Origin of the sequence: Desulforegula conservatrix Mb1Pa (genome assembly GCF_000426225.1) — a bacterium.
Taxonomy (GTDB): domain Bacteria; phylum Desulfobacterota; class Desulfobacteria; order Desulfobacterales; family Desulforegulaceae; genus Desulforegula; species Desulforegula conservatrix.
In genome coordinates this window covers 17,990-39,984 of record NZ_AUEY01000001.1, presented here as the reverse complement: position 1 = coordinate 39,984, position 21,995 = coordinate 17,990, and the positions used below count along the sequence as shown (strand labels likewise).

At 43.5% G+C, this 21,995-nt stretch carries 12 protein-coding genes; all 12 read right to left on the bottom strand.

Translation table 11 applies throughout. From position 1 onward, the window contains the following. Positions 1-6: 6 nt before the first annotated feature. Positions 7-852, bottom strand: coding sequence for a hypothetical protein (locus tag K245_RS0100170; RefSeq protein WP_051283715.1), 846 nt, complete (start codon positions 850-852; stop codon positions 7-9). A 12-nt stretch (positions 853-864) separates the two neighbouring features. Further along, positions 865-1,359 (bottom strand): universal stress protein, encoded by a 495-nt coding sequence (locus tag K245_RS0100165; RefSeq protein WP_027357681.1) that lies wholly within the window; start codon positions 1,357-1,359, stop codon positions 865-867. A gap of 303 nt (positions 1,360-1,662) precedes the next feature. After that, positions 1,663-2,325 (bottom strand): OmpW family outer membrane protein, encoded by a 663-nt coding sequence (locus tag K245_RS0100160; RefSeq protein WP_027357680.1) that lies wholly within the window; start codon positions 2,323-2,325, stop codon positions 1,663-1,665. 33 nt (positions 2,326-2,358) lie between these two features. Then, complete coding sequence (locus K245_RS0100155) at positions 2,359-4,560, bottom strand: hypothetical protein (RefSeq protein WP_027357679.1); 2,202 nt, start codon at positions 4,558-4,560, stop codon at positions 2,359-2,361. A 126-nt stretch (positions 4,561-4,686) separates the two neighbouring features. Continuing rightward, positions 4,687-5,022, bottom strand: coding sequence for a divalent-cation tolerance protein CutA (cutA, locus tag K245_RS0100150; protein WP_027357678.1), 336 nt, complete (start codon positions 5,020-5,022; stop codon positions 4,687-4,689). Between the two features lie 30 nt (positions 5,023-5,052). Next, complete coding sequence (locus K245_RS0100145) at positions 5,053-6,135, bottom strand: pyridoxal phosphate-dependent aminotransferase (RefSeq protein WP_027357677.1); 1,083 nt, start codon at positions 6,133-6,135, stop codon at positions 5,053-5,055. Positions 6,136-6,744: 609 nt separating this feature from the next. Next, entirely contained in the window at positions 6,745-10,836 is a 4,092-nt protein-coding gene (locus K245_RS26080; RefSeq protein ID WP_051283714.1) for a PAS domain S-box protein, read from the bottom strand. 338 nt (positions 10,837-11,174) lie between these two features. Continuing rightward, positions 11,175-12,074 (bottom strand): CheR family methyltransferase, encoded by a 900-nt coding sequence (locus tag K245_RS0100125; protein WP_084156065.1) that lies wholly within the window; start codon positions 12,072-12,074, stop codon positions 11,175-11,177. A 302-nt stretch (positions 12,075-12,376) separates the two neighbouring features. After that, positions 12,377-14,611 (bottom strand): HAMP domain-containing methyl-accepting chemotaxis protein, encoded by a 2,235-nt coding sequence (locus K245_RS22360; RefSeq protein ID WP_051283713.1) that lies wholly within the window; start codon positions 14,609-14,611, stop codon positions 12,377-12,379. A 696-nt stretch (positions 14,612-15,307) separates the two neighbouring features. Then, the gene (locus K245_RS22355; RefSeq protein WP_051283712.1) at positions 15,308-18,346 is read right to left on the bottom strand and encodes an MCP four helix bundle domain-containing protein; all 3,039 of its coding nucleotides are present in this window, start codon (positions 18,344-18,346) and stop codon (positions 15,308-15,310) included. A 114-nt stretch (positions 18,347-18,460) separates the two neighbouring features. Beyond that, positions 18,461-20,959: a methyl-accepting chemotaxis protein gene (locus tag K245_RS0100105; protein ID WP_027357673.1), complete on the bottom strand. Its 2,499-nt coding sequence runs from the start codon at positions 20,957-20,959 to the stop codon at positions 18,461-18,463. Between the two features lie 176 nt (positions 20,960-21,135). Further along, complete coding sequence (locus tag K245_RS0100100; RefSeq protein ID WP_027357672.1) at positions 21,136-21,630, bottom strand: chemotaxis protein CheW; 495 nt, start codon at positions 21,628-21,630, stop codon at positions 21,136-21,138. Positions 21,631-21,995: the final 365 nt, after the last annotated feature.

The window sequence follows — 21,995 nt, the reverse complement described above, 5'->3', positions numbered from 1 at the left end:
AGTCTTTTATGATGAAAAATTGTCTTGGTCAATCTTTCTTGTAAGTTCCTGAAAGTCCTTGTCCGTGAAAATATGGCTGAATCGCTTTCCGTCTTTACTATTTCTTAGATAAAAATCAACACTCCATTTAAAAATGGATAGTGTTTCAGCTTCAGAAAAAATACCGGAAAGTTCCATGCCAAGCCTCGGATGGCGACCAAGCCTGCCCCCAAGAAGTATTCTGTAACCCCTTTTTGCTTCAATTATTTCTCCGAAACCGCATTTTTTGCAGCAGATGCCACATTTGCTGCAATGACTGAAATCAATAATCGGGATTAAACTATTGTGGTCGAGGGTGATTGCCTTATCAGGACAGGAAGATGTGCATTCCCCGCAGAGGGTGCAGTTTGTTCCGAGAACATTTGGCACCGAGGCTGCTATTATTCCAAAATCAGCAATCTGGGGCTGGGAGCATGAGTTGGGGCAGTCGGCAATGGTCAGTCTGAATTCATGGTGAAACTTCAGTCCGTCTTTAATATTTGATTTAAGGAAGCCTAATATGTCCGCATTTTTCAATTCTTCTTCGAGCCTTGCCAGAAGGTTTTCAGTTGAAAAAATTCTGTTCGGGCATCCGCTGGATGAAAAACATGAGGAAATCTGGTAACCCTTGACGTTTTTATGCATCTCTTCGGTAAAACTGGATTTTGCCCTGTTGACTATATCAAGGGTTACTTTACTACTGCCTTCGGCCCTGCAGAATTCCTCTATTTTCGTTTTTATTTTAGGCCTTATGAAAAAAGGCGCTTTTCCGACAGCTTCTTCTGCTTCGCTTTCCCAGTGCATGGTATCTGTTTTCTTTGAAAAAAGCTTCAAACCTTAACTCCATTATTCCTTTTTATCGGCAAGAGGTACAACCATGACCGGTATCTTGCATCTTCTGACAACACCTGTTGCAACGCTTCCCAGTATCATGTCTTCAAACTTGCTGTGACCCATTGTGCCCATGACGATCAGATCATAGCCCTGTTCGGATTCTTCGAGCAGATTTTTAACAGGGTGGCCGATTTCCACCTTTACCCTGACTGATACGTCCTTGGCTTCTTCTATTCCTTTTCTGACTTCCTCGATATGCTTGGAAATGATTTCTAATGCAGTGGCATGCCTTCCTTCTGTGACCTCTTTCCATGCTTCTGCGTCAAAATGCATGTCCATCTCAAATCCGGCACCCCAGAAGAAATTTTCCATCACATCAGGAAGTACATGGAATGCGGTTATTTTCGCCTGGTGTTTTTCAGCAAGGCTGATTGCGTACTTGAGGGCATCTTTGGCAGAATCTGAAAGATCTGTGGCAAAAAGTATGTTTTTTATGGATTTGTACATACGAGGCCTCCTTGATAATGGTTAATGTCAGAATGGCCTAACTTTATAGATATTTTTACTATACTCTTTTTGTTTTTAGCATGAAATCAATAAATGACAAGGTCGCAAAAAGTCCGATTCTCGTCATTCCGGCGCAAGCCGGACTCCAGAACTTACTGAAAATAATGGATGCCGTATCAAATCCGGCATGACGTCGTTGCCTTTTTTGAGTTTTTGCGAGTTCATCAATAAATGAATAATTGTTTAATAATCCCTGGGCAGGTGATGGCCAGTCCAGGGATTGCCTGCGAATCAGTGTTTGTATCAGAAATAATACTTCAGGCCGAGACCGAACATGGAAGATGTCAGTCCGACATCTTCCTCTCCTGTTGTGTTGTCAAAATAATCCACTGTGAAATTAGCCTGGTTCAGAATGAGCTTGATGTCTCCGCACATAGCAAGATTTTCTCTGAATTTGTATTCAGCTCCTATGCTCAGGGTTAATGCTAAACTGTCATCAATATCCACATTCTTATAGTTTACACCAAAAAAAGAATCCGGAAATTCACGTTTTTTGAAGTCGAAATCGTTCATTATGTAAGCTCCTCCAACACCGAAATACATGTTGATGTCACTCTCATGAATCTGCTGTTCGTATCTCAGGGTTAAAAACACCGGAGTTTGGGTGAGTTCTCCCATATAACCTGAAAAATCATCAATTCGACCATCAACCTCCTGTTTGAACTGGGTAGTTGAAAATTCAAGAGATAGATTGTCCATGAATTTCCACGTAAGATTGAGGTCTATGGGATAAGCCGAATCAAAGGCAATGTCGACTTCATTCATATCGCTTGTGCCTGTTTCAAAATTGTAGAGTCTTGCTCCTATGGCAAACTGGCCGTATTCGCCAGAGAATGCAGGGCTTGATGACAAAGTCAGGAACACAAAAGCCATTCCGTATATTTTCAGCTTGTTCTTTAATTTCATCAGTCAGTCTTTCCTGTTTATATTTGCATTATATTATTGGCAGTCTACGCCAGTAACAGCCTTTGGCAGCTTGTTTACCTTGCCGGATGTTGTTGTTGCGTCATCGCAGTCTTCCACAGCCGAGAATTCAGGAGATGCCACAGGTATATAGTTGGTAAGGTCATCTGTGGGGGGCATCAATCCAGGCCCTCCTGGGAATCCGTCCCTGTCGAAGTCCCTGTATGGGTCTATGTCCCAGGCAGCCTCAACATTTATGTACCAGTATTCTTCTTCGTGATTAAGCGTAAGTGCAGTTGGCTTCTGAATATTTTCAGGATCAAAGCCCAGATCCGCTTTTGTCATCTGGGTAAAAAAGCTGTTGGCAATGAGGGCGTTTCCTGTATGTGACGGGTAATAGCCGTCGGAGCTGAAAAGACCGCCTCCCCACACAGGAGTGATATATCTTATGGATGATGTTGTATCCTCAAATCCCTCGGCCGGAACCCTTACAAAATATTTTTCGTCTATATATGCGAATTTATTGTTTTTATAGTCTTTAAAGAGACCGTTTATATCAACTTTATATACGGTTTTGCTGTCTGCCAGACTTGAAATGTATGAGTTCAATGCGTCTGACCTTGTTTTTAGCTCGGCCTGCTCGGATGAACTCAGTATTTCCGAGGAAGAAAGGCCGGCAATGGCCGCGTTGACATTGATCAAGGTCATCCCAGGATTCAGGGTCGGGGCTATTTTGTTTATGAAAGCATTGAGGCCAACTCTTGAGCCGGGCTCAAGTCCAATAATGACAGGCGACTCTATGGCGTTCAGATTGCTGTTTGATACAAATGTCGCAAGGTCTTCGGACGACAGGGAAACAGCCATGGTGTCAATATCAGGGATTGTGGCTATGAAAATCTTGGCATCAGGATACTTGTTTTTTATTCTTGTGACGGTCTGGTTAATGCTGCTTTTTACTGTTTCTATATCGCTTAGCCCGGCTGTCACGTTGTCAAGGTTCGCTGATGTGCCAGGCACGACGTTTTTGTAAACGTCCTGCATTCCTGTCCAGATTGTGAATATCTTGAGTCTGCCTTTGGCTGTATCCTGGGATGCAGAATAAAGAACTGCATCGAGCTGTGTTGCCGGGGCATTGAGACAGTCTGCCCATGTGACAGGTTTAAGAAGCTCGTCAAGCAGAGAGTCTCCCGAGCCGGTGTATTTTGCAAGAATGTCTTCACTTGTGGCTGTGGGAACGGAAACGTTGGACGGTATATATAATACCACATTGCCATTTGTGTCATATTCTGTTTTTCTTACGACAGATCTGTCCGCATTCATAGAAAGGAGGGGAGCTACCCATATGCCGTTGTCTCCTGCTTCATTCAGAAGATCAGACGTTATTCTTGCAACTCCTCTGTTCTGGGTCGCTTCATGGATGTTGGTGATGCCGCTCTGGGCACCTGCCATGAACCCGTCTCCAAGGCTGAAAAGGGCGAGCGGCATGGCTCTGTATTTGGAATATGCGGAGTAGAGACAGTCTTTCATTTTTGCGTTATCGGGGTTCAGAATATAAGAACCGGATCCTGCGACCGAGTTCATTCCTGAAATAATTGCTTCTGACTGGGTCGAGGATGAGAAATCAATTTCTGTTATTCCGAGGGAATCGCATGTATTCTGCACAAGGGTTGCAGTGCTGCTTGAGATTTTGATCCCGTTTGAGGAATTTTTGTCCTCATCCAGGCTTTCAAGGAATCTGATCATATTAATGACCTTTGCTTCATTAAGCTCGGCATCCCACCCTGCTGCCACATCCCTCATGGAAACCAGAAGGATTCTATCCTCATCCGTGCTTGCTGTGGGTATGTAATATTTGTATTCCGTGGTGTTCAGATTTTTTCTTGTATATGCGTAGCCTGTTTCGGTTTCGCTTATGTCAAGCTTGCCCACAAGAACTCTGTCTATGGCGAATTCTATTGTCTCACCTGGCTTATAGAAAAAAAAGCCATCCTTGTCAGTCACGCCCACTCTGCGTCCACTTCTGTATGTAAGGCCTGAAATATCCTCTGCAAGCGGAACTGTTTTAAGGATGTGGCCATTTGCGTCTGTTTTTTCAATTATCTTGCCACCCATGATTTTGCCCATTCTTGGAGATGAAACCTCGCTGCTTCCACCGCAGCCAGTAAAACCAAGAAAACACGCAATAATCAGAACGGATGTCAACTTTTTGCCTGTTTTTCCGAATCTGCTGTTTGACACTTAGGAGTCCTTGTTTGTGTAGTCGTTAAAATGTATTTGTTATTCAGGCTATTTTTTAGTTCGTAGGACGGATTAGAGCGTCCTTTGCCCGTAATCCGACGTCAGCCTGCCTTGTAATTTTTTAAATCAGCCTGTTATTGTCTTCCCTGTCACTTCATCCATCCAGCTGAGATATTTAAGCTCTCCCCGGTCTATGGGAACAGAAATAATCTCAGGAATGGAGTATGAATGATTTTTTCTTATAAAATCCTCAACTTCAGGATAAAGCCAGGTTCTTGTCTTGATCATCAGTCTTACTTCTGGCTCATGCTGGATCTGGCCTTCCCATGAATAAAAACTCTTGATTTCGGAAAGCTGAACGCAGGCGGCCAGCTTGTTCCCTATCAGGCCGTTCGCTATATGGGCTGCTTCATCATATGTGGAGCAGGTTGTTATTATCATGCAGTATGGTGTTATTTCCATATAAACCTCATAAACAAATATTTTCGGTGCCTATTTAGGACCAATACATTCCCGGATTGCTTTTACAAAGTTCAGATTGTTCTCCTGTGTATGAAGCGAAATTCTGAAATGTCTTCCGGAAAGTCCTTTGAAATTGGAACAATCCCTTATCATGATTTTTTTTTCAAGCATCATGTTGTGAAGCGTTGCAGAATCAGGAAGTCCTGGGCCAGTTTTGCCAAGCATGAAAACCGAGCTGCTTGCAAAAAAATCGATTCCTGTTCCTTTCAGGCCATCCATGATTATCTGTTTTTGTTCATACGCGTAATTGGCGGAGTCCTTAATGAATTTTTCAACGTCGGTTTTTCTTTCCGCAAGATGGAAAACGGCGGACTGGGCAAGGCTGTTTATGGACCATGGCATGAAAAAATCCATGAATTTGCTCACCACATCCTTGTCCGCCTTCATGAATCCTATCCTGAGACCCGGAAGCCTGTGTATTTTTGACATGGAGTGAAACACTATGAGGTTCTTCAGGTCTGAATAGAGCAGGGATTGTTTTTTCCAGTTTTTGAGAAAAGGAAGATAGGTCTCATCGACGATCACCCATTTATCAGGATTTTGGGCGGCAAGTTTGGCTATCTCAGCCGCATCTGTCAGTTTTCCTGTCGGGCTGTTTGGGTTGCATATGTAGACGGCGTCGCGAATTTTTAGCTCATGGTCGAGCTTTTTGTAATCCCATTCGAATCCTTTGTCATTGTCAGCCATGAACAGGGTCGTTTCTGCTCCGTGCATTGCGCATGCGTCTGCGTAGTCTGCATAAACTGGCCCTAAAATGAGAACCTTTTTGAATTTCAGGGCAAGAGGAAGATTATAGATGAATTGCGTAGTGCCGTTCCCTGCAGAGATGTTTTCGGCGCTCAAGTCATACAGCCTTGCCAGCGAACTTGAAACCCGATCAGTGTCGGCGTCTGGCAGAGTAATGATTGATCTGATGTTTTTGCAGAGAAATTCCTCAAGGCCTGGTAAAGGGCCAATCGGATTAAGATTGCTGCTCATGTCCACGAGTTCTGTGACTGCGCAGCCAAGTCTTGCCGCAGTTTCCTGGATATCACCGCCGTGCCCTGTAATCATAATAACTTCCAATCCGCATTCAAGCGCTACCCCGTTTTGCTTTCAGGGTTTGAGCGCATCGTGTCAGCTCAAGTGGTAAAGCAATGTACTCCTATGGCCTTAAGTGCCTGTATTCCCAGCGTTATTCTGAACGCCAAATGATAAGGCCTTTCTGCAAGAGCCTGATCCGGGGCGGACAACTGAATACTCCGCCACAAGTCAATCACAATAACAGAAATTCTCCCCTTGTTAAATGCTTTTTGAATCCATGCCCAATATGTCAAAGTGGTAAAGGCCGAACAGAGCGGTGTAAAGAGTTATAAACTGTCCTTGAAAAGATATACTTCACATCGTCATAAATTGAACTCTTCTGTTAGATAAAAGGTCAAAGGCCGCTTTTTGAAAAAAGCTTGGCAAAAACTTTTCGGTTATGGATTCTTTTGCTTTAAAAACATATGTTATCAACTCGTCATAAAAAAACATAAAAGTTTTGGGAAAGGTCTGGAAAACCCTTTTTCAAAAGGGTTTTCCAGTAATGATGCAACAACAGGCTTGCCATCCAAACAGCCTGACTTATTTCAAATGTTCAAGCTGTGACATTGATGAGTATAGCAGACAGTCCTGTTTCCATCAGGTTGGACTGTTTTCTTCAAAATCAAAAATTCTATCTGAGTCAGATAGCCCTTCGAGTATTCTGGCAAGCTCTGAAATTCTGAAAGGTTTGGAAAGGCATGCGACAAAGCCGAATTTTTCAGGGTCTGACATGACCGAATTTCCTGAATACCCGCTCGAAGCTATTACTTTTATTGACGGATCCAATGTCTGTATTTCCTTAATAATGTCTTTGCCTCCTCTGCCTCCGGGAACTGTAAGATCAAGGATGGCCGCGAAAATTTTTTGATTTTCAAGAACCGATTGTCTGATGATTCTTATCGCCTCGTCTCCGTCCGCAGCAGTTAGGGTTTCATATCCGAATCTGCCAAGCATGGCGGATGTCACTTTCAGCATTGCCACTTCATCGTCCATGACAAGGATTTTCCCCTGCCCTTTGAAGGTGTAGCTGGTTTCTGTCTTTATAATCACTGTGTCCTCGGTTGAAGCAGGAAGATAAATATGAAAAGTAGTGCCTTTGTTTTTTTCTGTTTCAACTTCAATCATACCTTCGTGTCTTTTTAGTATGGAGTAACATGTAGCGAGGCCTAAGCCATTTCCGTGGGCCTTTGTGGTGAAAAAAGGGTCAAAAATATGCGACAGGCTTTCTTTTGGAATTCCAGGCCCATTATCACTTAAGGAGATTTTGACGTATTTTTTTTGCTTTAATAACGCCGGTGCTTTGTCTTGTGGAATATTCGTCAGATTTACCTTTAGAATTCCACCTGATAACATGGCCTGCCTGGCATTGATTACTATGTTGTCCATGACCTGCCCTATCTGGTTTGTATCGAAATAGCACGGCCAGATATTCTCAGGAATCTCAAAAATCATGGCGACATTGGATCCTGTAAGTGCAAAAGATACGGACTCCCTGACCAGTTTGGATATTGATTCGGTTCTTCTTACAGGCGCTCCGCCCTTGGAAAAGGTCAGAAGTTGCTGGGTCAGATCCCGGGCTCTTTCAAAAACACTGAGAGCGCTTGAAATGGTTGCCTGGGTTCCATTGAAGTCCTTGTCTCCGGCAAATTCGAGGGCCATGTCAAGATAGCCGAAAATTCCCCCGAGAAGATTGTTGAAGTCGTGGGCTATGCCGCCTGCAAGAATGCTGAGGGATTCAAGTTTCTGGGCGTTTTGAAGGGCTTCCTCTGTTTTATGCTTTTCTGTGACATCCCTGAAAACAATTATTACCCCGATTGTTTTGCTGTCGCTGTCTTTTATGGGAGCTGCGCTGTCTTCCACGCTTATTTCTTTCCCATTCCTGTTTGTCAGAACCGTGTTGCTTTCAAAGTCTATTATCTCTCCTGTGTCCAGAACTTTAAGGGCTGGGTTTTCACATTCCTTTTTTGAATATTTATGTGATAAACATAAAATTTCATTTATGGATCTGCCAACGGCCTCATTTATTTTCCAGCCGGTAAGGTCTTCGGCTATCTTGTTCATCATTGTTATTTTCGCGCAGGTATCGGTCGTGATGACGCCGTCTCCAATACTGCGGAGCGTTACCTGAAGCCTTTCCTTTTCTTCAATTAATTGATTTTCGATTGACTTGCGCTCGGATACGTCGCTAAGGGTTCCCATCATCCGTACCACAGAGCCGCTGCTGTCATGCTCAACAGCCTTGCCCCTTGTCGCAACCCATTTCCATCCGCCGTCTTTTGTTTTCATCCTGAGATCTATGTTAAATGCTTTGTCAGCCATTATACTGTTATTGAGATGTTGCTCGACCCTGTCTATGTCTTCGGGATGGACGATGGTTTTCCACTTGGTGTAATTGGCTGTAAATTCCTGCGGTTTATATCCGAGCATGGTGTAATAGTGGTCGCTGAAATAAGCTTTGCCGCTGGGGACATTCCAGTCCCACATTCCGTCATTGAGGGCTTCGATTGTTTTTGCATACCTGTCTTCACTCTCTTTGAGGTCAGAGAGAGCTTTTATCCTTTTAGATATGTCCTCGACCACAGATATGAAAGACTTCGGAGTGGCGTCAGGAAAACGATCGAGAGAAACGGTCAGATTGATCCATACTATGGATTTATCCTTGCGAATATATCTTTTTTCGAGGGAATAGGTCTGGATTTTCCCGCTAATAAGTTCATCCACCTTTTCAAGATCAGCCCCAAGATCGTCAGGATGGGTTATTTCCTTGAAAGTTATATTGTACAGTTCTTCTTCGGTGTAGGCCGTGATTTCACAAAAGCGGTTATTCACTTTAAGAAATTTTCCGCTTAGATCCACGTAGCAGATACCCACGGCAGCTTGGTCAAAAATTGTTCTGAAGTGTTGCTGGCTTTCTATTAAGGCATTCTTCGTTTTCTGATTTTCCTGTTCTTTTTCCAGTGTGCTTCTGTAGAATTTCACGCTTCTTTGATTCTCAATAATAAAAAAGAACATGCCGGTCATGAGTACGAGGGCAATTATAATAAATATTTCCGTCCATATTTTTTTTATGATGGGTGCGTAAATTTCATCCATGTCAATCTTGGACACAATATGCCACCCTGTTCCGGGAATGTCATTAAGCGCGGAAAGCACATGCCTGTTTCTGTAGTCAATGCCTTCGACAACTCCTTTAATCCCTTTTAACGCCATCGCCGCTGGGAGGTCGGACTTGAGCGGGAGCCTCAATCTCAGGGCCGTATTTTTCATGTGGCGTAGCTCGTTAAGAAAAACCACCTTATCGCCTTCCTGGCTGACTATGAGCGTTTCAGCCGTTGCGCTGTTGGTCGGCCATGCCTGAATAAGGGGATAAAGGTGTCTGAATGGATCTATGTGAAGCATAAGGACGCCCTTAGCCTGTTTCTCTGCATCAGAAATGATTCCCACGGGTATGAATATACTCATGTAAATACGGGCCGGGGTTTCTTTAATGGATGGGTTATGATTATGCAGATTGCCAATCACTATTTTTTTGCTGTGTAGAGTCTCCCAGAATGGTTTGATTTCATCCTTGCCTATTATCTCCAGATCCGGTTTCATGGTCCATAGTTGAGCCACACCCTTTGCGTCATAAAGAATAATCTGTGCATAATCAGACTCTTTTTCTATGGTTCCCATCCATTTCAGAAGCTCCTGTCTGTCCTGCTCATATCCTTGATCATCTTCCTGGCCGTTCAGAAAGCGGGACATCTGGGTCTGTAGAGCCTGGCTTTCCATTATTATCCCTGCGTCATCCTTTCTTTCGTAATACCAGTCCGAAATCTGGCGTGATTTGAAATCAGAGATCAGGGAGAGTTCCTGGTGTATTTTATTTTTTGCGTCCTTTATCTGGGTTTGAAGCAGGGAAAAACCTGATGCCAATATTATGGCCGAAATAAGCAGAAAGGAAATAACCTGAATTTTTGCCCATTGTGGATCAGGATAATGGTCTGGAGCCTTGGCCTTTGACCTGAATTCTGAAATAAACAGGATCCCGTATTTTGAAGACATCAAGATGCCCAGGTTAAAAAAAATAAAGGAAATAGCCGTCAGCAAAGCCATTGGGATTATTTTTCCTCCGTAAAGCAGGGGAAGGCCTACTGAGTATCCCAGAATAACAGCTAAGCAGATGGATGCGGACAGAAAAGAGGATATGGTGCTGATACTTGAAAGAATTCTGTTTCCTTTTGAAATGTTAAGGCTCGTCATGATGGAAATTACGCCCAGTATAAAGACCGTGGCTGTAAGAGGGGACATCCTCCCCACAGGTATATTATTAATGGTTTCAGGGGCTCCCATCATCGCAGTTTGAAGAGAGTGCCAACTCTCAAAAAAATTGGCGCCAAGGACCATGAGGCTTACAACCGCAGTTACTGCCATGGAAAAGAGCGAGAAAGATTTTGCGGTCTTTTTGAGAGGCTTATTGGAAGAGAGCATCACACCCGAAGCCAGCAGCAACAGGAGGATAGCCGTGCTTGGAGCCATGGGAACATAGCCTATTCCAAAGGTAGTCATATGCCAATTGTCTGAAAACCAGCCTATCAGTCCTGAAAGCGCTATCAGGCATGTAATAGCGATAAAAAAGACGGCGGGCAGATTTAGCCTCAGGGCTCCAGGTTTTTTTTGATTATTGTTTGCCTGAATATCTGTCATGTTGCAGCCTCAAATGCCAAAAAAGTGCTAATACAATTTGATCTGATATCTATGCAGATAAAAACATAAAAATGTCGAATCATTATTTTGGATGGCTTCGCAAAAAGTCCGGTTTCTGCGCTGCACAATGAGGCATACTTCAAGTAAGTCTCATTCCAGGAAGGTTTGAGCGTCTTGAATATGGATCTTTCTTTTTGGCTATGTTCCAGTTAAATGTTGACAAGGCCGCAAAAAGTCAAAAGAAGGCGTCGGCGTCATTCCAGACTTGATCCCTCATCAAGCAATTTTAGATAGTTCTGGATTCAGGTCTTTGCCGGAATGACTTAAACCGGACTTTTTTAAAGAATTTTTCTGTATATCGTGTGCCCAACATTTTCGAGAGGGGCCCTCATGCCGTTTAGAGTTTCCGAGTGCCCCATGAAAAGATATCCGCCCGGCCTCAGATGATTGCAAAGATTATTTATGACCTTTTCCTGAGTCTTACGGTCAAAATATATAATGGCATTTCTGCAGAAAATAATGTCCATTGTTTTAATAACAGGCAGACTTTGCTCCATGAGATTTATTCTTTTGAACAATATTTTTTCCCTGAGCCCCGGAATAATTCTAACCTGTTTTTTTTGTGAATCCTTGCTTCGCATCAGATATTTTTTTTTGTAAAAAATGGGTATCGGAGATATTTTGTCTTCTTCATAGATTCCCATGATAGCCTTATAAAGCACATTTGTGGAAATATCCGAAGCCAGAATCGCATAATCCAGTCCCTGTCTTTTTTCGGCAAAACTGCTTAAGACCATTGCCAGGGTATAAGGCTCCTCGCCTGAAGAACAAGCCGCACACCATATTTTAAGATTCAGATCAGGACTGCTGTTATTCTTGATCATTTCAGGCAAAAGGATTTTAGTTATATATTCAAAATGCTTTGGCTCCCGGAAAAAATCTGTCTTGTTTGTGGTTATCGAATCGACCATGTGAATGATTTCATTCTTCATTCCTTCATTGCTGAAGACATAATCGCAATAATCACTGTATGATTTTATTTTTAGATGTCTGATCCTTTTTTTAAGCCTTCCTTCGAGCAGAGACTTTTTTTCAGGAGACATTTTTATCCCTGAATATGTATATATAAACTCAGAAAGCCGTTTTAAATCCGAATCCGAAAGAGTCGTCCTGATGCCTTTTTTTTCCAGGAATTCAGTCGTTTCATCTCCTCCGGAATATTTATCTCTGTAATCCATTCTTAAGCCTTGATGTATTTATAATTCGTCAAATGCAGGCGTATATCTGGCAATGTGATTAAATAAGGCATTTCCTTATTTGGCTCTGTCTTATTTTTAGCTTGAGCGCCTTCGGCGAGTCGCTTTTTGTAAAAAGCTCCGCAAAAACTTTATGATTATGTCAGGTGCTTGGAAAACAATACTTTCGATATTTTTGTAAATCACTTTTTTCAGACCAGACAATCATACTGAAAATAGTACATAGCCATTTTTTCTTATGGTGCGTGGTTTTTTCCCATGCACCATATAGTTGCTGAATAATACTAATAAACCTCAAATTCAGAATCAAGATCGTCCTGTCTGCCTCTTTCTGTCAGATCAAGCGCAATCCCTGATCCTGAAGTCCCGGAACCTGAATTTCTTGCCCCGCCTCCTTTTCCCTGGGGAAGAAGGATGTTTCTGGATTGAGGCAATCTTTGGGCAATTACTTTAGAACCACGCTGGCCATGTTTTTTTCTTCCTGAAGTGCTTTCTGTACTGAAAAAACCGACCGCTTCTTTAAGCTGCTCTGCCTGGGATTTGAGTTTATATGTTGTAGCTGCCATTTCTTCGGCTCCGGCCGCATTTTGCTGAATTACCTGATCCAGCTGTTGAATGGCTTTATTTATCTGATCAGCGCCTGATTTTTGCTCATTGCTCGCAGCTGTTATTTCCTGAACAAGATCAGCAGTTTTCTGAATTGCAGGGACAATGCTTGCAAGCAGTTCGCCCGCTTTTTCAGCCACCTGAACACTGGAGCTTGACAGACGGTTTATCTCTCCTGCCGCAGTCTGGCTTCTTTCCGCCAGTCTTCTTACTTCAGCAGCAACCACGGCAAAACCCTTGCCGTGTTCGTCTGCACGAGCTGCTTCAATCGCTGCGTTTAGGGCCAGCATGTTTGTCTGACGTGCTATTTCCTCGATTATGGAAATCCTGCTTGCAATATCCTTCATTGCCTTGACTGTTTCTGAAACCGCAGATCCTCCCTCAAGGGCGTCTTCAGCCGCTTTTGTAGCTATTCTTTCTGTCTGCTGGGAGTTTTCGGCATTTTGCATGATGTTTGCCGTCATCTGTTCCATGGATGCGGATACTTCCTCTGCGGAAGCCGCCTGTTCAGTTGCTCCCTGGGATATCAGCTCTGATTTGGAGCTGAGGTCATCAGAACCAAGGGCGACCTGATTCCCTGCGGCCTGAACCTCATTTATTATTTCTGTCAGCCTGTTCAGCATTGTATCCAGGGCAATCATAAGTTTGTCCTGGTTGGATCTTTTTTGTATGTCGATGGTCAGATCCCCGTTTGCAATGGCTTCGGCAGCGGCTGTGATATCGATATTTGCGTCAATCAGAACATTGATGTTGTTTTTTATTTCTTTGAAGTCTCCGCTGTAGTTGTCTGTTATCTTTGGAGGAATATCGCCCTTGCTGATGCGATCAACATATTCGGCTGAAACATTGAGAGGCCCGATAACTGCATCGAGGGTGCTGTTAACGCCTTCAATGATTCTTCGGAAATCGCCCTGATGCTTGGTGGCGTCTGCTCGAGTTGCTAGTTTTCCTTCAACCGCTGCCTTTGTCAGCATATTGGCATCGGTTATCATTGCTATTATGGCGTCTATACAGAGATTCAGGTTGTTTTTGATTTCGTTGAAGTCACCTTTATACATGTCTGTAATCTTCGGAGGAATATCACCCTTGGCGATCCTGTCCACGTATTCGGCTGAAACATTGAGAGGCCCTATTACAGCGTCTAATGTTTCATTAAAGCCATCTGCTATCCCTCTGAATTCAAAATTGATTTTTTCTGTGTCTGCCCTTGTTGCAAGCCTGCCGTTAACAGCTGCTTCTACAAGGGTTTTGGTTTCAGACATAAGCATATTGATAATGTTTTTGATGTTGCCTGTTATGAAAAAGGCAAAGCCAGCTGCTGTCAGAGAGCCTATGATGGAAAAGATTATGAGAAGCCATGTCAGCTCGGAACGAGCCGTATCAAAAACCTGATCTCCTTTTTCCGATTCTTTTACAATGGATTGGGATATGGCAACCATGCTTTCATGGATGGCCACTTTATGTGGATCGATTTCTCCATCAACATCCGATATTTTTTTAGCGTCTCCATTTGATTTAAGCAGAGGCATAAGATCATTCTCGAAATGCTTTACCATTTCTGCGTAATCGCCCTCGGCCTTTTTCAGCAGAGCCCTTTCTTCCGGGGTGTCCACTATTGCTTCGACGTCCTTGAATTCCTTGTCGTTTTTTTCTTTAATTGCGGCCCAGTTTTTTTCTGTTTCTGCAATATTTCGGTTGATTATCGCGTCGGCAACTACTGAATAGGTTTCTTCTCCTATTCCGGCTGCCCCCATGGTGATGACGGCATCTTTGGCCAGCTTGGCTCCTTCATCCTGCAAACGAGCCAGTTTGTTCAGCTGAGTAATTGTTATTCCACTAAGAACAACTATTACAAAGATGCAAAATCCAAAGCCAACAGCCAGTTTGCCTCCGAGTTTCATATTTTTGAACATAAATCCACCTCTTTGAATTAAACATAAATATAATTAGTACATGGAAATAATTGAGTTGAGAGTGTGTCCTCCGATGTTGAAATAAGTTGCATAATTAGTGAAACAGCCCCTTGGTCCCACAATGCTGTTGAATTAAAAAATGTAGGTTGTGCTGAGCTTCAGCGAAGCCCACCATAAGAAAGAAGATTTTTATGGTGCCTCTCACGTCGAGCAGCGCGACTTACGCCTAATTCAACAATATTGAGCGTTGCGCCAGGCTATTATATTTAGTTCTTTCAGAGCAGAATTTCGCATAAATCGGTTTTTTAGCTGGCTATGTTCCCCTTAGAAGTTGAAAAGCGAAATAATAATCCTTTTTGGACTTATGGATCTTGGGGGAACTTTTTGTAAAAAGTTCCTTAAGTCACCTCAAAAACTTTATGTTTTTATTATGATCAGACGCAAATGCCCTAAAATTGTGCATGCACTGTCTAATTACCTGAAAGTTTTTGCGGAGCTTTTTTCAAAAAGCGACCCGCCGGAGGCGTTTTTTATTAAAAGTATTAGTTGGTTATTGGAATGATAAATATTCCACACTTAGCGGGAACAGAGCCTTTTAGATTGGGTTAATCACATTCTTTGTGACTGTCCCAACATTTACCCATCAAAAGGCGCGTGCAAGCAATGCACGTACCCCTTTGATGTAATTAAATATAATTAGTAAACTTCAAATTCCGAATCAAGATCGTCTTTTCTGCCTCTTTCTATAAGGTCAATGGCAATCCCTGCTCCTTTAGGCTTTGCTCCTTTCCCTTGAGAAAGAAGGAGGCCGGCTGACTGGGACGGTTTTGGCGCTATTGCCCTCGAAGCTCCTGAGCTGCGGGATTTTTTTCCTGAAGAGCTGTCTGTCCTGAAAAAGCTTATTGCGTCCTGGAGCTGTTCCGATTGTTCCCTCAGATCGCTCGTGGTTGAAGCCATTTCCTCTGCACCTGCGGCATTTTGCTGAATAACCTGGTCAAGCTGCTGAATGGCTTTATTGATCTGGTCTGTGCCTGTTCTCTGTTCATTGCTTGCCGCCGTAATCTCCTGAACAAGGTCAGCCGTTTTCTGGATGGCAGGAACAATGCTCGCAAGCAGTTCACCAGCTTTTTCCGCAACCTGAACACTTGAGCTGGACAGGCGGTTTATTTCTCCTGCCGCGTTCTGACTTCTTTCTGCAAGTCTTCTTACTTCAGCGGCAACAACTGCAAAGCCCTTGCCGTGTTCTCCAGCCCTTGCAGCTTCAATGGCCGCATTAAGAGCCAGCATGTTAGTCTGGCGGGCTATTTCCTCTATTATAGAAATCTTGCTAGCAATGTCCTGCATTGCCTTGACCGTTTCCGCCACTGCCGAGCCACCCTGGAGCGCGTCCTGGGCCGCTTTTGTGGCTATTTTTTCGGTCTGCTGGGAGTTTTCGGCATTTTGCAGGATATTTGCCGTCATCTGTTCCATTGAAGCAGATACCTCCTCGGCCGACGCAGCCTGTTCGGTGGAGCCTTGCGATATCTGCTCGGACTTGACGCTCAGTTCCTCTGAGCCCTTTGCAACGTGGTTTGCGGCCTGCTGCACGTTTGCCACAACTTCAGTCAGTTTTTTAAGCATGCTTTCAAGGGCAAACATCAGCTTATCCCTGTCAGACCTGCTTCTGGCGGAAACCATAAGATTTCCCCCGGCAATTTCTTCTGCGACCGTCGTTATCTCGTTATTGGCTTCGATCAGGATATTCAGGTTGTTTTTGATTGTGTTGAAATCACCACTGTAATTATCTGTGATGGAAGGAGGAATATCTCCCTTTGAGATTCTGTCAATATACTCTCCCGCAACGTTCAGAGGCCCGATAACTGCGTCTAGCGTGCTGTTTACTCCCTCAATAATTTTTCGGAAATCTCCCTGGTGTTTTGCAGAATCTGCTCTTGAGGCAAGCCTGCCTTCAACTGCCGCCTTTGCAAGGAGATTTGCGTCTGCTATCATATTGTTTACTGCCTCAATACACTGGTTAAGATTGTTTTTGATCTCATTGAAATCACCATTGTAAGAGTCTGTGATTCTTGGCGGAATGTCGCCCTTTGCAATTCTGTCCACATATTCGGCAGCAACATTAAGAGGCCCGATGACAGCGTCGAGGGTCCCATTTACCCCTTCTATTATTCTGCGGAAATCCCCCTGGTGTCTTGTCGCATCTGCCCTTGTTGCGAGTTTGCCTTCAACCGCTGCCTTGGATAGCGTATTGGCATCTGCTATCAGGGCATTCAGTCTGGTGCGAACCTCCTCAATGGTTTCATTGATAAATACTTTTTTGCCAGGGAATTTTTCAAGAGGTGCTTCGAAATTGCCTTTTCCGAACTCAGCAATGCAGGCCATGGCCTTTTTCTTCACAGCTATATGGCCTGTGACCATCTTGTTGACACCTTCGCCCATTTCCCTGTAAGCGCCGGTAAACTTCCCTCCGTCAATCAAGACATCTATGTCTCCAAGATCATGCTGTCTTGACATATTGTTCATCTCGTTGATGAGCCCATTTAGGTTTTCTATGCACTGATTCAGATTGTTTTTGATTTCATTGAAGTCGCCTTTGTAAGTATCAGTAATTTTTGGAGGTATGTCGCCCTTGCTTATACGGTCAACATATTCGGCAGCAATATTGAGAGGCCCGATGACAGCATCAAGGGTTTCATTAATGCCTTCAACGATTTTGCGGAAATCTCCCTGGTGCCTTGAAGCGTCCGCGCGTGTCGCGAGTCTGCCTTCAACGGCTGCTTTGACAAGAGAACTGGTATCGCCTGACATGCTGTTGACCGCGTCTATGCACTGATTCAGATTGTTTTTTATCTCGTTAAAGTCGCCTTTGTAGGTGTCTGTGATTTTAGGAGGTACGTCGCCTTTGGAAATTCGGTCTATATATTCCGCAGCAACATTGAGAGGCCCGATCACAGCATCAAGGGTTTCATTAAGGCCTGTTCCTATGCCTCTGAATTCAAAATTTATTCTGTCTGTATCGGCTCTTGTGGCCAGTCTGCCATTAACAGCGGCATCTACGAGATTTCTGGTTTCATTAAGCAGTGAGCTTATGATTTTTTTGATGATTGCGGAAATATACACGCCTAAAACAACAGCTGCAAGAATTCCGAAGAGCGCGAATGCTATCATGGTATAAGATGCCGCGCTCGCAATGTTTGTATTGCTGTCTGATATTTCCTTGCCCTGTTTGACTTTGTTCTCCATAAGCTTTTCGAGAATGGTTTGCTCGTTTCTTGACGCGACAGCAGCATCTCCTTTAAGAACGGCCCTAGCCTCATCAATCTTGCCCTGATTTACAAAGCTGACGATCTTGTCAAGCTGGGTAGCATATTCTGCTCTGGACTGTTTGAAGTCTGCAAAGAGTTTTTTTGCCTCATCTGAAATAATGCTTTTTTCAAAGCTCGCGCTTATTTCATTTATATCATTTCTAAGATCTGTAATCCTCTTGGTGAAATTGGCCTGTTCCTCTTTTGTAGTGGCATTTATCAGATCCCGGGAATTGACTCTGACTCTCTGGAAATTAATGGATATACTTGCAAGCTCTTCGAGCGGTTTAGCGACTTTTTCATACAGTATTGTGTCTGCATCACTGATCTGTTTGATTTTTAAGATGCCGATCAATCCGATTACTCCGGCAACCAGCGCGACCGTAATAAAACCGGATATGACTTTTGTGGCAAGCTTCATATTTTTGAACATAAAGAGCACCTCGTTTTCATGAATCAAAAAATGGTTAAATGCACGTATACTATGGTTAGAGAATTGTTGTTGATTTGAAAGGCTTTAATATCATTGATCTTATTGAGTCTGTTTTCAGTAAATCTCAAATTCCGAATCTAGGTCGTCTTTTCTGCCTCTTTCTATCAGGTCAATGGCAATACCGGCGCCTTTGGGTTTTGGCCCTGATCCTTTCTCATGCTGAAGAAAAAATTTGCCTGATTGGGAAGGCTTTAGCGCTATAGCTTTTGTGCGGACTCTTCTTCCTGAAGAGCTGTCTGTCCTGAAAAAGCTTATTGCGTCCTGGAGCTGTTCCGATTGTTCTCTCAGATCACTTGTTGTTGATGCCATTTCCTCTGCGCCTGCCGCATTCTGCTGAATAACCTGATCAAGCTGCTGAATGGCTTTATTGATTTGGTCTGTGCCTGTTCTCTGTTCATTGCTTGCCGCCGTAATCTCCTGAACAAGATCGGCGGTTTTCTGGATGGCAGGGACAATGCTCGCAAGCAGTTCTCCGGCTTTTTCTGCAACCTGAACACTCGAGCTGGACAGGCGGTTTATTTCTCCTGCCGCGTTCTGGCTTCTTTCTGCAAGTCTTCTTACTTCAGCTGCAACAACTGCAAAGCCCTTGCCGTGTTCACCAGCCCTTGCAGCTTCAATGGCCGCATTAAGAGCCAGCATGTTAGTCTGGCGGGCTATTTCCTCGATTATTGAAATTTTGCTCGCAATTTCCTGCATTGCTTTTACAGTTTCAGATACTGCCGATCCTCCCTGGAGCGCGTCTTCAGCTGCTTTTGTAGCTATTTTTTCAGTCTGCTGGGAGTTTTCGGCATTTTGCAGAATATTTGCCGTCATCTCTTCCATTGAAGCAGATACTTCTTCGGCCGACGCAGCCTGTTCGGTGGAGCCTTGCGATATCTGCTCGGACTTGACGCTCAGTTCCTCTGAGCCCTTTGCAACATGGCTTGCCGCCTGCTGTACATTTGCCACAACTTCCGTGAGTTTTTTAAGCATGCTTTCAAGGGCAAACATCAGTTTATCCCTGTCTGATCTGCTTCTTGCTGATACAGTCAGGTTCCCGCCCGCAATTTCTTCGGCAACCGTTGTTATTTCGTTGTTGGCTTCAATCAGGATATTAAGGTTGTTTTTGATTGTGTTGAAATCACCATTGTAATTATCTGTTATTGAAGGAGGTATGTCTCCCTTTGAGATTCTGTCAATATACTCTCCCGCAACATTAAGTGGCCCGATAACTGCGTCAAGCGTGCTGTTTACTCCCTCAATAATTTTTCGGAAATCTCCCTGGTGTTTGGCTGAATCTGCTCTTGTGGCAAGCCTGCCTTCAACGGCGGCCTTTGAAAGGAGGTTCGCGTCAGATATCATGTTGTTTACAGCACCAATACACTGGTTAAGATTGTTTTTGATCTCATTGAAATCACCATTGTAAGAGTCTGTGATTCTTGGCGGAATGTCGCCCTTTGCTATTCTGTCCACATATTCGGCAGCAACATTAAGAGGCCCGATGACAGCGTCGAGGGTTCCATTGACTCCTTCTATTATTCTGCGGAAATCCCCCTGGTGTCTTGTCGCATCTGTCCTTGTTGCAAGTTTGCCATCGATTGCTGCCTTTGAAAGCGCATTTGCGTCAGCTATCATATTGTTAACGGCTTCAATGCACTGGTTAAGATTGTTTTTGATTTCGTTGAAATCGCCTTTGTACGTGTCTGTTATTTTGGGCGGGATATCGCCCTTGGCAATGCGGTCGACATATTCTGCCGCAACATTCAGTGGCCCGATAACTGCATCGAGGGTCTCGTTTATGCCGATGGCTATTTCTCTGAATTCGAAATTCACCTTGTCAAGATCAGCCCTGGTTGCAAGTCTTCCTGATACAGCTGCATCAACGAGTTTTTTTGTCTCATCAAGAATGGAGTTAATAATGCCAACAACATTTTTTTTGAAAATAAACCCGAATCCGATTGCAAGAAGAATTGCAAATATTCCGAAAATGACAATGAGCAAGGTCATTGTTGCAGCTTTGGAATGCGCTGCTTTTGATTCCTCGCTGGCTACTTTTTCATTGAGCGCTATTATTTCTCCAAGCAAAGTCTCAGCAGCAGAGAAGCTTTGTCTTGCCTCGCCAACGGACATTTTCAAAGCTTCGTCTCTTTTTCCTGATTTTATGAGATCTACCACTGTGTTGCTGTCTTTTTTCCAGGCTTCCCATGCAGGCACAAATTTTTTCCAGAGAATTTCCTCCTCTTTTGTCTGGGGCAGAGGTTCATATATTTTCCATCCTTTGTCCACTCTCTGCCATGCGTCGTTCAGGCCTGCGATCTGAACTTCTTTCTCTTTTGTGTCGTTGAATATTTCAGGCAGAATCAGGCTTCTCTCTGCTCTCTGGATAGCGGTCTGGGCTTCGTTAATGATTTCAAGGCCGAATATACTCGGAAGTCTGACATCAGAAATCTCATTCATGGAGTTTTTGACCGTGGAAGTAGAATAATACCCTACTACACCAATAACGAAACACAGACCTGCCATGGCGAGCATGGCCATCATTACCTTGTTTCCGATTTTCATGTTTGCGAGCATGCTATCTCCTTCATCAATACTGGGTTAAGGCCAATATTGTTGAAATATGGCAAAATCAAGGGTGGGTGCGTTTTTTTTCACGCACAGATTAAGTAAGCATGGTGCGTGAAAGGGGCAGGACTCACCCTACAGAGAATAATCAATTCAGCAATATTGGGAGGCAAGAGACCGCTTAATCAGTCCTGAATATCATTGTTGTCTTTTATGATCATAAGCTCGCTGTTTGAAAAAACCCTGTCTATGTCAAGGATTATAATTAATTCATTGTTACGCTTGCCTATGCCTTTAATATATTCGGTTTTTAGTCTTGTGCCCATTTTAGGTGGTGGCTCTATCATGGCAGCTTCCAGTTCAAATACTTCCTGTACCGAATCAACAAGAGCCCCGAGTATGGTCTTTTCTTCGTCACTTCCTATTTCCATGACAACTATGCAGGTATTTACGGTTTTTTCTGTATTCGGGAGTCCGAATTTGATGCGCATGTTAACCACGGGAATAACGCTTCCCCTCACGTTGATTATTCCACTAATAAAATCAGGTGTTCCCGGAATTTTGGTTGCCGGAGTGTAGTCAAGTATTTCCCTGACCTTGGCCACGTCAACTGCGAACACTTCGTCTTCTAATCTGTATGTAAGGTATTGTGCTGCCTGGATGGTTTCTGTTGAACTCATGTATTCCTCCATAATTATCTTGGGTAATTAAATAGAGCTATTCATCAGATATCGACATCATGGGTGGGGCAAAAATCAGCAAGTTTCTGTGGGAAAAAATGAAGCTTAATTGGCCTCCTGATTTGTGATTAATGAAATGTTTTGTTTTGAGCCTGATTGCCTTGCCAATTTATCTTCCGCTTGGAACATAAACAGACGGCAGTCATTTGATAAAAAGTGCTTTGGAGAAAACAGCCGTTTAAAAATCAGGCTTCAGAAAAAACAGTGCAGAAAAAAGATTTGCGATTTGATCACTATGACAAAATGTCATGGCGTTTTTGAAACATTTCAAACATATTAACCCTTTATCGCTGGGTTTTGCAACA

Bases quoted from the DNA above. Each gene is read 5' to 3' on its own strand.
- K245_RS22360 (WP_051283713.1), bottom strand. From the start codon at position 14,611: ATGTTCAAAAATATGAAACTCGGAGGCAAACTGGCTGTTGGCTTTGGA.
- K245_RS0100160 (WP_027357680.1), bottom strand. From the start codon at position 2,325: ATGAAATTAAAGAACAAGCTGAAAATATACGGAATGGCTTTTGTGTTC.
- K245_RS0100165 (WP_027357681.1), bottom strand. From the start codon at position 1,359: ATGTACAAATCCATAAAAAACATACTTTTTGCCACAGATCTTTCAGAT.
- K245_RS26080 (WP_051283714.1), bottom strand. From the start codon at position 10,836: ATGACAGATATTCAGGCAAACAATAATCAAAAAAAACCTGGAGCCCTG.
- K245_RS0100145 (WP_027357677.1), bottom strand. From the start codon at position 6,135: ATGATTACAGGGCACGGCGGTGATATCCAGGAAACTGCGGCAAGACTT.
- K245_RS0100125 (WP_084156065.1), bottom strand. From the start codon at position 12,074: ATGGATTACAGAGATAAATATTCCGGAGGAGATGAAACGACTGAATTC.
- K245_RS0100105 (WP_027357673.1), bottom strand. From the start codon at position 20,959: ATGCTCGCAAACATGAAAATCGGAAACAAGGTAATGATGGCCATGCTC.
- K245_RS22355 (WP_051283712.1), bottom strand. From the start codon at position 18,346: ATGTTCAAAAATATGAAGCTTGCCACAAAAGTCATATCCGGTTTTATT.
- K245_RS0100100 (WP_027357672.1), bottom strand. From the start codon at position 21,630: ATGAGTTCAACAGAAACCATCCAGGCAGCACAATACCTTACATACAGA.
- cutA (WP_027357678.1), bottom strand. From the start codon at position 5,022: ATGGAAATAACACCATACTGCATGATAATAACAACCTGCTCCACATAT.